The sequence below is a fragment of the Marilutibacter maris genome (genome assembly GCF_006546735.2).
GTDB classification, from domain to species: domain Bacteria; phylum Pseudomonadota; class Gammaproteobacteria; order Xanthomonadales; family Xanthomonadaceae; genus Marilutibacter; species Marilutibacter maris.
Map to the genome: position 1 here is coordinate 1 of NZ_VICD02000048.1, position 12,545 is coordinate 12,545.

Consider the following 12,545-nt stretch of genomic DNA (forward strand, 5'->3'; position numbering starts at 1 on the left):
CCTGCTGACCGACGACCCGGTGCAGCGGATGACCTGGCACCGGGGCATCAGCCATTCCCTGCTGGTGCTGCCGTTCGTCGCCTGGATGATCTGGGAAGGGTGCCGGCGCCGCGGTGGCCGGGTCGCCGCCGCGCCGCGGCGCTGGTTCTGGGCGATCCAGCTGGCCTTGTGCACGCATCCGCTGCTGGACGCGTTCACCGTTTACGGCACCCAACTGCTGTGGCCGCTGCCGGTGCGGCCGGCGATGTGGTCGAGCGTGTTCATCATCGACCCGCTCTATACCGTGTGGCTGCTGCTGGCCTGCGCGATCGCCTGGTTCGCACGCGAACGCCGCCTCGGCGGACGGGCGCTGGTGCTCGGCCTGGCGCTGAGCACATCGTACCTGGCCGCTTCGCTGGGGGCGAAGGCGATGGTCGAGCGCGAGGCCGGACGGGCGCTGGCCGATGCCGGCCTGGCCGAGGCGCCGCGTTTCTCGGTGCCGATGCCGTTCAACATCCTGCTGTGGCGGGTGGTCGCGATCACGCCCGATGGCTTCGTCGAAGGCGAGCGCTCGCTGGTCGCCGATCGCGGTCCGATGCAGTTCCGCCGCTATCGTTCGGACATGCGCGCGTGGATGCAGGTGGCCGACTACCCGAGCGTGCGCCGGCTGGACTGGTTCAACCGCGGCTTCATGAAGGCCGAGCAGCGCGACGGGGAACTGGTGCTGTCGGACCTGCGCATGGGCGCCGAGCCCGATTACAGCTTCCGCTTCGCGGTGGCCGAACGCGACGGTGCGCAGTGGCGGGAAATTCCGCCGCGGCAGCTGGAGTGGCCGTGGCAAGCCAGCCGCCGCCTGGCGGGGCTCTGGCAACGGATATGGCATTCGCCGGAGCCCACGGCCGAGCCGGTGGCGGCCGGCGTGACGGCGACCGCGACGCCGGGCGGCTGAGCGCGACGGGCGGCGAATGCGAGCCGGGCACGGCGTGCCGTGCCCGGAGGCTGTTGACGGACGCCGGCTCCCCCCTCCCGGCGTGGTGGCGGTTACAGCGCGGCGGAGGGGACGTCGCGGTGGATCTGGATGACCACCTCGCGCCCTTGCGCGTCGCGCAGGGCGATTTCCTCGCCGTTGAGCAGACGGTGGAAGTTCTCCTCGCCGACGGCGCGGGTGAACGCCCTGACGCTGCGGTCGTAGGTGTAGCGATACTCGGCATAGGCGGTGCGGTTGCCGAGCACCATCTGCACCTTGCGTTCGCTCAGGCCGGTGATGCCTGACAGTTCGGTGATGGGGTCGTTGCCTGCCCAGGCGGGTAGTGCGGCTGCCGTGGCGAGCACGAGTGTTGCGATCTGCACTTTCATGGGGGCCTCCTGACCGGACCAGGTCCGACCGGGACGCGGCAACGGGATGTTGCCGGTAGGGGCGTCCCGGCGACTTCATTGAACACCCCGCCGCGTCCGCGCACATCGGCCATACGCCCCCCTGACTTCAGTCACGCGGATCGCGAAGCAGTTTTCGAATCGTGTCGGCTTTGGCCGACGGGCGGTTGCAACCCGACCGCCGCGGCGGCGATTCAGGCCGCGACGGGCAGGCGCGGCGGCACCCCGGCGACCAGCGCGTCGAAGTAGTCGCGGGTCAGGCTCAGCTGCGCCTCGGCGCTCTCGGCGCGGTTGACCACCGCGCGGAATCCGGCCCGCTGCTCGTCGGTGTGTTCGGGCCGGTCCTTCGCGTACCAGCCCAGGTGCTTGCGGGCGATGCGCACGCCGGAGGTCTCGCCGTAGAACGCGTGCAGGGCGCGCAGGTGGTCGAGCAGGATGTCGCGCACCTCGGCCAGCGACGGCGGCGCGAGCCGTTCGCCGGTCGCGAGGTAGTGGGCGATCTCGCGGAAGATCCACGGCCGGCCCTGGGCCGCACGGCCGACCAGCACCGCGTCGCAACCGGTGTGGCGCAGCACCTGCGCGGCCTTGTGCGGCGAATCGATGTCGCCGTTGGCGAACACCGGAATCGACAGCGCCGCCTTGACCTCGGCGATGGTGTCGTACTCGGCGACGCCGGTGTACTGCTGGTCGCGGGTGCGCCCGTGCACCGCCAGCGCGGCGATGCCGCAGTCCTGCGCGATGCGCGCGATCGCCAGCGCGTTCTTCTGGTCGGCGGCCCAGCCGGTGCGGATCTTCAGCGTGACCGGCACCTCGACCGCGGCGACCACCGCGGCGAGGATGCGCGCGACCAGCGTCTCGTCGCGCATCAGCGCCGAGCCGGCCCAGGCATTGCAGACCTTCTTCGCCGGGCAGCCCATGTTGATGTCGATGATCTGGGCGCCATGATCGACGTTGTGGCGCGCGGCCTCGGCCATCACCTCCGGCACGGTGCCGGCGATCTGCACGCTGATCGGGTCCGGCTCGCCGTCGTGGTCCATCCGGTGGCGCGATTTGGCGGTGTTCCAGAAGCGCGGATCGGAGGTGGTCATCTCCGACACGCACAGCCCGGCGCCCAGGCGCTTGCACAGCACCCGGAACGGCTTGTCGGTGACGCCGGCCATCGGCGCGAGGATGACCCGCGGGGCGATGACGTGGCCGCCGATCTGGAAGCTTCCGGTCGACATGGCGGGCATTCTACCCGCGATGCCGGCCCGTCCTGGTGCGGTCTGCATCGCGGCTCACGCCGCTCCTACGAGTGCCTGGGGTCCGCCCTCAGCCGCGCTTGCGCGCGCGCCAGAGCAGGAAGCCGGTGATCAGCAGGAAGGCCGGCATCAGACCGGCCAGCGCGGTCAGCCAGCGCATCGCGGTGCCGCCGACCGCGCCGATGTGCAGCGGGTAGATGGCCTGGTGGATACGGGTGCCGGCGGGGTCGGCACTGGCGTCGACGACCTGCAGGACCGTGCCGTCGCCGGCGAGGTGAATGGTGCTGCGTCCGACCGGGTGCCACTCGCCGGCGGCACGGGCACGGAATGCGACCGGGCCGCCTTCCCTGGGCACCGATACCCGGTTGACCCGCGCGCCCGGCAGCGCGGCGAGCGCCTGCGACAGCACCGCTTGCCACTGCGGAGGCGAGCTGGCCGGGTCGGTCGTGGGCGCGGTGTGGGTGGCGCCGCCGAACAGCGCGGTCAGCGCCGTCCGGAAGCCGTTGGAGTAGATCATCCCGACTCCGGTCAGGGTGACCAGCAGGACCAGCGGCAGGATGATCGCGCCGCTGCTGCGGTGCCAGCTCAGCCAGCGCCGGGTCGGTGGGCCGGCGTGGAAGCGCAGGTGCGCGCGCCACTGGCTGCGCCTGGGCCACCACAGGTACAGGCCGCTGAGCAGCAGCCCGAGCGCGACCCAGCCGACGATGCCGAGCACCTCCTTGCCGACCTTGCCGGCGAGCAGTTCGACGTGCAGCTCGTGCAGCCACAGCAACCAGTCGTCTCGATGGCTGCGGGTCAGCAGCAGGCTGCCGTCGGTCGGCGAGAAGTAGCCGCGACGACCGTCGGCGAAGTAGCCCTGCCAGACCGGCAACGCCTCGCGCGGCAGGTCCAGCGAGCGCAGGCCCCGCGGCCCCCATTGGTCGACGATCCGTTCCAGCACCGGTGCCCGCGCGACCGCTTCGTGGCGGGTCAGGTGCGGGTACTGCAGGCGCAGCAGTTCGACATGGAACACCAGTACCGTCCCGGCCAGTGCGACCAAGGCGAACACGCTGCCCAGCACCAGCCCGAACCACAGGTGCAGCCAGGCCAGCGCCGCCCGCAGGCGGCGTGGACGGGAGGTGCGGGGGCGGTTCATCCGCCGATCATCGCAGTGCCGGGACGCCAGCGCCGAGCGTGCGCGCTCAGAACCGGTGCGACCAGCCCACCGTGAGCACCCGGCCGCGACCGGCGACGTAGCCGTCGTCGCGCGGCGGGCGGACCTGCGAGTAGTAGGTCATGTACTGCTCGCCGAGCAGGTTCTCGATGCCGATGTTGAGCGTGCCGGTCGGCAGGCCGACGCGGCCGATCAGATCGACCGTGGTGTAGCCCTCAAAGTCCTCGCCGGAACCGTTGAAGTCGCGATCGAAGGCATGGCTGGCCTGCAGACGGGTATCGAAGCGCGGCAGCCAGCGCTGGGTCCAGAAGGCGGTGACCCGGTCCGGGCTGATGTTGACGCCCGGGATGTCGCTGTCGACACGGTCGTCGCCGTCGCTGTCGTAGCGGCCCTCGGTGCGGGCATAGGCGAGGCCGATGCGGCCGGCCTCGGAGAAGCGGAACGCGACATTGCCCTCGATGCCACGGATCTCGGTGCGCTCGCGGGCGACGTTGTAGGCGCCGGTCGCAGGGTCGAAGTCCAGCCGCGAGCCGAGGTCGGAATCGGACCAGTACCCGGCCAGGTGCGCGACCCAGCGGCCGTCGTCGTAGTCCAGGCCGATCTCGCGATTGTCGGAAACCACCGGCTGCAGGTCGACCAGATTGTCGACGCGCTGGCCGGGCAGGTCGATCGCGCGCAGCACCCGGCCGATGTCGGCGACGGTGTAGCCTTCGGAGTAGGACGCGTACAGCTTCAACGCACCGGTGGCCTCCCACACCACACCGAAGTTGGGCAGGGTCTCGCTGGTCTTCGGCGAGCCGCCCACGACGCGCTGGCTGCCATAGCGCGGCAGGGTGGTGAAGTCGTCGACCTCGAGCCGACCGCGCTCATGGCGCAGGCCGCCGCTCAGCAGGACGGAGCCGATCCGGTACTCGGCCTGCAGCAGAGGCGAGATCGCGGAGTATTCGGTTTCAGGCACCCAGTACCAGCGGCTGCCGTCCTCGCCATGGAGTCGCTGCGAGGTCGTGTCGCGCGAAGCGTCCAGGCCCAGGGTCAGGCGCAGCGGCAGGTCGCCGATGTTGTCGCGCGACCAGGTGAGCTTGCTGCCGATCTTCTTCGACACGTTCTCCGACTGGGTGGTCAGGTCGTCGCTGCCCGGTCCCAGGAAGTTGCGCCACAGCGACGAGCCGTAGCGTCCGGCGAAGTCGGCCCAGTAGAACTGGGCCTGGAAATGGCCGCCGGCGAGGTCACGGTCGGTGTAGTCCAGGGAGGCCTGGGTCATCAGGTTGCGCGGCGCCCGCATCGGCGGGTGGCCCCGGGTCGAGGTCGCCGGAATGCCGGCGGCGACGTCGCCGGGCACGGTCAGGTAGTCGCCATCGCCCTCGATCTCGAAACGGTTGATGCTCAGTTGCAGGCGACGCGCCTCGTCGATGCTCCAGCCGCCCTTGGCGAACAGGTTCAGGCTCTGGGAGTCCATCAGGTCGCCCTGCACCGCGTCGACCGCCAGCGCGTCGCCTTCGCCGTCGTAGTACAGGCCCTCGCGGGCATGGGAAGCGCCGCCGACGAAGTCGAACGCACCCTTGCGGGTGCCGAACAGGTAGGACGCGCGGTAGCCGGTGCTGTCGCTCTCGTGCGGCAGCGCGCTGCTGGCGGCGACGGCGACATCGTGGAAGCTCGCGCCGTTCTCGCGCGGCGCGCGCTTGGTGATGATGTTGATGATGCCGCCGGAGGCGCCCAGGCCCTGCAGTGCGTTGGCGCCGTGGATGACCTCGATGCGCTCGATCATCGCCGCGTCGATGGTGTGGCCGTCGCGGCCGCCGGCACGCAGCGGCGTGGACTGCGGCACGCCGTCGACCAGGTACAGCGGCTTGCGCCCGCGCAGCGACTCGCCGGCATTGGTCATCTTCTGCCGTGCCGGGGTGAACGACGGCACCAGGCTGGCCAGCACCTGGGTGATGTCCTGGGTGATCGCCAACTGCTGCTGCAGTTGTTCGCGATCGATGATGGTGATGGTGTTCGGCAGCGCCGCTTCAGAGTCCGGGATGCGGCTGGTGCTGGCGGACACGGTAATCCGGTCCAGCTCGGTCGCGCTTCCGGCGCTTTCGTAATCGCCGCCGTCCTGGGCGAACGCATGGGAAACCGGGAGGGCGGCCAACAGGGCGCAGGCCAGGACGGAGGGGCGGTGCATCGGCACATCCAATACGCGAATGGGGTGCGTATGGTAGTGCGAACGATTCTCAATTTAAACGGCGGCCGGGACCTGCCTACATGGGATCGGGCCGTCGCAATGAAGGCGCCCGGGGTTCGCCTGGCATGCTTCGGGGACTCCCGGGCGCGGCCCGGGGATCGCGGCTCACGCCGCTCCTACAGGGGCCATCGAATTCCAAAACGTGGGTCGGGCTCCCGTCCCAACCCGACGGCCTCGGCCCAAGGCCGACACGCCCCGGACTCCCGTAGGAGCGGCGTAAGCCGCGAGCGCCTTCCCATGAAAGCTCCATCGCGGCTCACGCCGCTCCTACGGCATGAACGCATGGACCCAACCCCCTGAGTCAGGGGGCGATTCGTGCCATCGGCGTGAATGGGGGGGGTGGAAGCGCAACGGCGGGGCCCAGGGTTTGCGAAGCAAACTTTGGGGACTCCCGGGCGCAGCCCGGGAATAGCAGGCTTACGACGCTCCTACGAAAACCGGACAGCCCTCGGTGCTCAAGAGAGCGTCTTGTCGACCACCCGCGCGCTGGGCGCGTTGACCATCACCGCATCGATGCCGTTGTTGCGCGCGGTCGGGCTGCTGTAGGGCTGGCTGTGCCCGATCACCTCGCCGTTGCCGGCCCTGAGGTTGAAGTAGGGTCGGCCGTCGCTGGTGGTCAGGCGCTCGAAGAACTCGTCGTGCTCGCTGTAGCGCTTGACCAAGTCGATGCCGTTCCGGCACGCCGCCTTGGCGGTGTAACCCTCGCTGCTGAGGATCACCTGTCCATTGCCCGCGAGCAGGTTGAACTGGAACTCGCCAGTGCTGCGGGTCGTGATCTCGAATCGACCGGCCATGCCTGCGCTCCAAATTTGTGATGCAAGTCTCAAATTTGAGATTTGCACCCGGAGGCTAGGGCAGGACTTGTTATCGCGGCGTCATGGCCGCGATAAGCCGGTGTCGACGGCTGTTCAGGATGCGCCGGTATCGAAGCGTGCGGCGACATCCGCGGCCCGCGGCATCGCCAGCGCCGCGCCGCGGCGTTCGGTCGACAGCGCTGCGTAGCGGACCGCATGCGCGATGTGTTCGGCGAACGGCTTCTCGCCGGCCCGGGCCAGCGACGCGGCCAGGGCGCCGTTGAAGGCGTCGCCGGCGCCGATGGTGTCGATCGCCTCGACCCGGGGTGCCGGCTGGCGATAGCAGGCCGCGCCGTCTCCGCGCAGGTGTCCGGAGGCGTGCGAGACGAAGCAGCCGGCCGCGCCGAGGGTGATCACGACGGTGCCGTGCGGCAGCAGGCGCCGGCACAGCGCGTGCAGGTCGTCGTCGGCGAGGCCGGCGAGGGTGTCGGGATCGGCATCGTGGCCAAGCCGTTGCAACTGGGTGCAGAACTCGGTTTCGTTGGGCGTGGTCAGGTCGGTCAACGCCCACAGCCCGGGCGTCACCTCGGCGTCGGCCGGGGCCGGGTTGAGCAGGGTGGCGACACCGTGCTCGCGGGCCAGCGCGAACGCGGTGGCGATGGCCTCGGCCGGCGTTTCCAGCTGCGCCAGCACCACGCCGGTCCCCGCATCGGCCAGGTCCGCCCCGAGCTCGCGCACATGGTCGGCCGACAGCGCCGCATTGGCGCCGGGACCGATCACGATCGAGTTGCGGCCGTCGCGGTCGACGTAGATGCCGGCGGTACCGGTAGGCGCATCGCTGGCCAGGACGTGCAGGGCGATGCCGTCGTCCGCGGCCAGGGCGCGCGCCAGCTGCCCGCCGGCGTCGTCGCCCAGCGCACAGGCAAAGCGCACCGCGGCACCGGAGCGGGCCGCGGCGACGGCCTGGTTGAAGCCCTTGCCGCCCGGTCCGCTGCCGTATTCGCCGGCGAGGGTCTCGCCCGGCCGCGGCAGGCGGGCCACCGACCACACGTGGTCGACATTGAAGGAACCGACCACGATCACGCGCTTCGCCATCATGCTCACCTCAGGCGAAATGGGTCAGCACGCCGGCGATGGTCGCGGTCATCAGGGTGGCGATCGAGCCGCCCAGCACCGCGCGCAGACCGAACCGGGCCAGGTCGTGGCGACGTTCCGGGGCGATACCGCCGATGCCGCCGATCTGGATCGCGATCGAGCTGAAGTTGGCGAAGCCGCACAGCGCGTAGGTCGCGATCAGCCGGCCCTGATCGGTCAGGGTCACGCCCTCGACGTTGCCGCGCACGATCTCGCCCAGTTGCACGTAGGCGACGAATTCATTGAGCACGACCTTGGTCCCGATCAGGCCGCCGATGGTCGGGGCGTCCTGCCACGGCACGCCGATCGCCCAGGCCAGCGGCGACAGCACATAGCCGAGCAGGGTCGCCAGGTCGGTCGGGCGGCCCAGCCAGTCCTGCAGACCGGTGACCTCGCCCAGCCACTGCAGCGGGGCGTTGAGCAGGGCGATCAGGGCGATGAAGGCCAGCAGCATCGCGCCGACGTTCAGCGCCAGCTTGAGGCCGTCGGAAGCGCCGGCGGCGGCGGCGTCGATCACGTTGGTGGTGGTCTTCTCGACGCCTATCTGCACCGTGCCCAGGGTCAGCGGGGTCGCGGTCTCGGGCACCAGCATCTTGGAGATCACCAGGGTCGCCGGCGCGGCCATGATGCTAGCGGTGATCAGGTGCTTGGCATAGAACGCCTGCAGGGTGGCGTCGCCGCCGCCCAGCAGCATCACGTAGGCGCCGAGCACGCCGCCGGCGATCGTCGCCATGCCGCCGACCATCAGGGTCAGCAGCTCGGATTCGGTCATCTTCGAGATGTAGGGCTTGACCACCAGCGGCGACTCGGTCTGGCCGATGAAGGCGTTGGCGCAGACCGACAGGGTTTCCGCGCCGGAGACCGGCATCATCTTGGTGATCACCCAGGCCATGCCCTGCACGATCTTCTGCATGACCCCCAGGTGGTAGAGCACGCTCATGAAGCTGGCGAAGAAGATGATCGTCGGCAGCACCTGGAACGCGAACACGAAGCCGAACTTATCCGGATCGGTGAAGTCGCCGAAGATGAAGCGGGCGCCCTCGGTGGTGAACCCCAGCAGTCTGACGAAGCCGCTGGACAGCGCGTCGAACACGCTCGCGCCCCACGGCGTCAGCAATACGAACCCGGCGATCAGCAGCTGCAATCCTAGGCCCAGTCCGATCAGCCGCCAGTTGATCGCCTTGCGGTTGGTCGAGAATATCCAGGCAATGGCGAGCAACACGGCCAGGCCGAACAGGCCGAACCCGATCCGGGTCAATATTTCCACTCGATTCTCCCCTGCGGCCACCCATGGCCTGTCCAAACGAGGATGCAGACTAGCAGGTTGCAGGGGCTCGAAGAACGCGCCCGGCGGGCGGTCGCAGGGGCGGTGGGCGAGGCCGGGGCCGGGCCCGGAGCTCTCACTCCTCGCGCAGCACGACCCGGTTGCGGCCGCTGCGCTTGGCCACCTGCAGGCGGCGGTCGGCGCGGCGCAGCAGGGCCGACAGGCTGCGGCCGTCGTTGGGGTAGCAGGCCAGGCCGGCGCTGAAGTACATGCGTATCGGCTCGCTGCTGCGGTCGGGCTCGAAGCTGTGATCGGCGACGATCCGGCGCAGCGCGTCGACCCGTTCCCAGGCGGTGCCGATCGGCTTGCGCAGGATCAGCACGAACTCGTCGCCACGGACCCGCGCCAGCCATTCGCCGGAATCGACCAGCCCGTTGAGCAGCCCGACCAGGTCCTGCAGCGCGCGGTCGGCGCCGCCGTGGCCCATCTCGTCGTTGAGCCGGCGGAAGTGGTCGAGGTTGATCAGCGCCACGGTCAGGCTGCTGCTGTCGATGTCGGCGGCCTCGAACAGTCGCGGCATCCGGTGGATCAGCCAGGTGCGGTTGGGCAGGCCGGTCAGGCCGTCGGTGCCGGACATCTGCACCAGCTGCTGCATCCGGTAGACCACCATCGTGGTGATCAGGGTGGCGATCGCCAGCAGGATCAGCCGCTGCCACTGGCTGGCGCTGGTGACCGTGCCGTAGTCGGTGGAAATCAGCTCCTCCGGCGACTGGGCGATCGAGAACACCGCCAGGATCAGCAGCCCGTACTGGGCCAGCGCCATGGCGCCGGCAAGCAGGGTGACCCGGCCGTCGCTGCGCAGCGCGGTCAGCAGGATCGCCAGCAGGTAGCCGCACCAGACGATCAGGCTGTTGAGTGCCGCCGGCAGGTGGTAGGAGGCCAGCAGCACCAGCACCAGGGTGGTCAGGCTGACATCGAACACCGTGGTCACGAACGGCAGCCAGCGGAAATGGCGGCGCCGGCGCGCTAGCGCCAGCCAGACCTGGGAGATGACGTTGACGATGACCGCGCCGGCGAGGCCGATCAGGTTCTCGTCGATGCTGCCGCCGCCCAGCATGTTGGCCAGCGGCAGCAACAGCAGGATGCCGGCGATCACCGCGCGCAGTCGCGCCACCGCCAGCTCGCCGCTGGCGCCGATCTCGAGCATGATCTCGTCCGGCCGCGACAGCAGCGACGAGACGATGGCCTTCAACCCATTGTCCGTTGCGAGCACGCCTGCTCCCCGCTGACCCGATCCAGGCCGACCGGCGCAGGATAGCGCGGTGGCGCGCTCAGGGTGTCGGCGCCGACAGCGCGCTCCACAGCGCCCATGCCGCCAGCGCCATGAACACCGTCGCCGCGGTCAGCCGGGCCGCCCTCAGCGGCAGACGCGCGGCGAAGCGGCTGCCCAGCACGACCACCGGCACGTTGGCCGCCAGCATGCCCAGGGTGGTGCCCAGCACCACCTCCCACAGCGGCGAGTAGCGGGCCGCGAGCAGCACCGTGGCCAACTGGGTCTTGTCGCCGATCTCGGCGATGAAGAAGGCGATCGTGGTGGCGATGAAGGCGCCGCGGGCGGGGAGGGACTCGCCGTCGTCGAGCTTGTCTGGTTTGAGCGTCCACAGCGCGACGGCGAAGAAGCTGGCGGCGACGATCCACTGCAGGATGTCCGGACGCAACCAGGACGCGGCGAGGGTGCCGATCCAGCCGGCCAGGGCATGGTTGAGCAGGGTCGCAACCAGGATGCCGGCGACGATCGGCCACGGTCGCCGGAAGCGCGCGGCCAGCATCAACGCGAGCAACTGGGTCTTGTCGCCTATCTCGGCGAGTGCGACCGTACCGGTCGACAGCAGCGTGGTGGAACCTGGGGATGAAAGAAAGGGCATTGCGTCCATTTCGACTCCGGGGCCGGGCATTCGCAAGGCGCGAAGGCCGACGCCACGCGGCCCGGCCCGGGTACGCGCAACGCCTGCCTTCGGTCTTGCCCGGTCGTCGCGGCGCAGGGCCACGGGACTGCATGCGCCATGGCCTGCCGGCCAAGTGTGTTGACGCGATGCCCCGGCGACCTCGCGGTGCCGGTGGGCTACTCCCCGGAGGAAGAGCGCGGGGATTGTAACCGAGTCCGCCGGGAGCGTCCGCCCGATACACTGGGGCATAGCCGGACCCGTTCAGTGTCGGCGCGCACCGCCGGTGGCGTCGTCCTCGTCCGCCACCCTGCCGCCATGGGAGCTCTCAATGCAGTACCGCCGCCTCGGATCCTCGGGCCTTCAGCTGTCCGCGCTGTCGTTCGGCGCCTGGGTCACCTTCGGCGCACAGATCGGGCGCTCGCAGGCACGCAACCTGGTCGCCTGCGCCTGGGACCATGGGGTCAACTTCTTCGACAACGCCGAGAACTACGCGCACGGCGAGGCCGAACGGGTGATGGGCGACGTGATCGCCGACCTGCGCCTGCCGCGCGATGGCTATTGCGTGTCGAGCAAGGCCTTCTTCGGCAGCGTCTCCGACCCGGCGCCGACCCAGCGCGGGTTGTCGCGCAAGCATCTGAACGACGCCTGCAGCGCCGCGCTGAGGCGTCTGCGGGTCGACTACCTCGACCTGTTCTTCTGCCATCGTCCCGATCCGGACACGCCGATCCTGGAAACCGTGCAGGCAATGGACGCGCTGGTCCGCCAGGGCAAGGTGATGTACTGGGGCACCTCGGAGTGGTCGGCCGCGCAGATCCGCGAGGCGCACAAGCACGCACGCGCGAATCACCTGCAGGCGCCGGCGATGGAGCAGCCACAGTACAACCTGCTGCACCGCGAGCGGGTCGAGCTCGAATACGCGCCGCTGTACGCCGAGTACGGGATGGGGACCACGGTGTGGTCGCCGCTGGCGTCGGGCCTGCTGACCGGCAAGTACAACCAGGGCGTACCCGAGGACACCCGGCTCGGCCACGACACGATGGGTTGGCTGCGCGAGCACCTGCTGGGCGACAGCGGCGAGGCGCGTCTGCAACGGGTGCGCCGCTTCACCCGCGTCGCCACCGAACTCGACGAGGCGCCGGCCGCGCTGGCGATCGCCTGGTGCCTGCGCAACCCGCACGTCTCCAGCGTGATCCTCGGCGCCTCGCACGTCGAGCAGCTGCAACAGAACCTGCAGGCGCTGGAGGTGCTGGAGCGGATCGGCGAGGCCGGCTGGCAGCGGGTCAAGGCGGCGGTGGCGTAACGCCGGGGGCCTCTCGCCCCGGGACCTGTTCGCGTAGGAGCCGCGATGAAGCTTTCATGGGAAGGCCCGGTCGCAGCTTACGCAGCTCCTACAGGAGTGATGGCCCTTCTTGTAGGAGCGGCGTGAGCCGCGA

General features: G+C 69.9%; 11 protein-coding genes. 2 read left to right on the forward strand and 9 right to left on the reverse strand.

Going from position 1 to position 12,545, the window contains the following annotated elements; genetic code table 11:
• On the forward strand, positions 1 to 928 hold a 928-nt coding region (locus FKV24_RS03425), incomplete at its 5' end, for a metal-dependent hydrolase (RefSeq protein ID WP_141481262.1).
• Positions 929 to 1,020: 92 nt separating this feature from the next.
• Here the strand turns inward: FKV24_RS03425 and FKV24_RS03430 are convergent.
• The 9 genes from FKV24_RS03430 to FKV24_RS03470 all read right to left on the reverse strand — a co-directional run bounded on the left by FKV24_RS03430 (position 1,021) and on the right by FKV24_RS03470 (position 11,100).
• Complete coding sequence (locus tag FKV24_RS03430; RefSeq protein WP_141481264.1) at positions 1,021 to 1,335, reverse strand: hypothetical protein; 315 nt, start codon at positions 1,333 to 1,335, stop codon at positions 1,021 to 1,023.
• 212 nt (positions 1,336 to 1,547) lie between these two features.
• Positions 1,548 to 2,576 (reverse strand): tRNA dihydrouridine synthase DusB, encoded by a 1,029-nt coding sequence (dusB, locus tag FKV24_RS03435; RefSeq protein ID WP_141481265.1) that lies wholly within the window; start codon positions 2,574 to 2,576, stop codon positions 1,548 to 1,550.
• 88 nt (positions 2,577 to 2,664) lie between these two features.
• Positions 2,665 to 3,729 carry a PepSY-associated TM helix domain-containing protein gene (locus FKV24_RS03440; RefSeq protein ID WP_141481267.1) on the reverse strand — a complete coding sequence of 355 codons (1,065 nt, stop codon included), beginning with the start codon at positions 3,727 to 3,729 and terminating at the stop codon, positions 2,665 to 2,667.
• Positions 3,730 to 3,775: 46 nt separating this feature from the next.
• Positions 3,776 to 5,914 carry a TonB-dependent receptor gene (locus FKV24_RS03445; protein ID WP_141481269.1) on the reverse strand — a complete coding sequence of 713 codons (2,139 nt, stop codon included), beginning with the start codon at positions 5,912 to 5,914 and terminating at the stop codon, positions 3,776 to 3,778.
• A gap of 515 nt (positions 5,915 to 6,429) precedes the next feature.
• The gene (locus tag FKV24_RS03450) at positions 6,430 to 6,768 is read right to left on the reverse strand and encodes a YegP family protein (RefSeq protein WP_111267325.1); all 339 of its coding nucleotides are present in this window, start codon (positions 6,766 to 6,768) and stop codon (positions 6,430 to 6,432) included.
• Between the two features lie 114 nt (positions 6,769 to 6,882).
• A complete protein-coding gene (locus FKV24_RS03455; RefSeq protein WP_111268159.1) occupies positions 6,883 to 7,863 on the reverse strand; it encodes a ribokinase in 981 nt (326 codons plus the stop codon).
• Between the two features lie 10 nt (positions 7,864 to 7,873).
• Positions 7,874 to 9,169: a NupC/NupG family nucleoside CNT transporter gene (locus FKV24_RS03460; protein ID WP_223250153.1), complete on the reverse strand. Its 1,296-nt coding sequence runs from the start codon at positions 9,167 to 9,169 to the stop codon at positions 7,874 to 7,876.
• Positions 9,170 to 9,302: 133 nt separating this feature from the next.
• Complete coding sequence (locus FKV24_RS03465) at positions 9,303 to 10,439, reverse strand: GGDEF domain-containing protein (RefSeq protein ID WP_141481271.1); 1,137 nt, start codon at positions 10,437 to 10,439, stop codon at positions 9,303 to 9,305.
• 58 nt (positions 10,440 to 10,497) lie between these two features.
• Entirely contained in the window at positions 10,498 to 11,100 is a 603-nt protein-coding gene (locus FKV24_RS03470; protein ID WP_249040898.1) for a TMEM165/GDT1 family protein, read from the reverse strand.
• A gap of 340 nt (positions 11,101 to 11,440) precedes the next feature.
• Here FKV24_RS03470 and FKV24_RS03475 point away from each other — a divergent pair, with 340 nt between their 5' ends.
• Positions 11,441 to 12,412: an aldo/keto reductase gene (locus FKV24_RS03475; protein ID WP_141481273.1), complete on the forward strand. Its 972-nt coding sequence runs from the start codon at positions 11,441 to 11,443 to the stop codon at positions 12,410 to 12,412.
• The last annotated feature ends 133 nt before the right edge of the window (positions 12,413 to 12,545 follow it).

Excerpts from the sequence above, each read along its gene's own strand:
- FKV24_RS03430 (WP_141481264.1), bottom strand. The coding sequence starts at position 1,335 with ATGAAAGTGCAGATCGCAACACTCGTGCTCGCCACGGCAGCCGCACTA.
- dusB (WP_141481265.1), bottom strand. The coding sequence starts at position 2,576 with ATGTCGACCGGAAGCTTCCAGATCGGCGGCCACGTCATCGCCCCGCGG.
- FKV24_RS03440 (WP_141481267.1), bottom strand. The coding sequence starts at position 3,729 with ATGAACCGCCCCCGCACCTCCCGTCCACGCCGCCTGCGGGCGGCGCTG.
- FKV24_RS03445 (WP_141481269.1), bottom strand. The coding sequence starts at position 5,914 with ATGCACCGCCCCTCCGTCCTGGCCTGCGCCCTGTTGGCCGCCCTCCCG.
- FKV24_RS03450 (WP_111267325.1), bottom strand. The coding sequence starts at position 6,768 with ATGGCCGGTCGATTCGAGATCACGACCCGCAGCACTGGCGAGTTCCAG.
- FKV24_RS03455 (WP_111268159.1), bottom strand. The coding sequence starts at position 7,863 with ATGGCGAAGCGCGTGATCGTGGTCGGTTCCTTCAATGTCGACCACGTG.
- FKV24_RS03470 (WP_249040898.1), bottom strand. The coding sequence starts at position 11,100 with ATGGACGCAATGCCCTTTCTTTCATCCCCAGGTTCCACCACGCTGCTG.
- FKV24_RS03475 (WP_141481273.1), top strand. The coding sequence starts at position 11,441 with ATGCAGTACCGCCGCCTCGGATCCTCGGGCCTTCAGCTGTCCGCGCTG.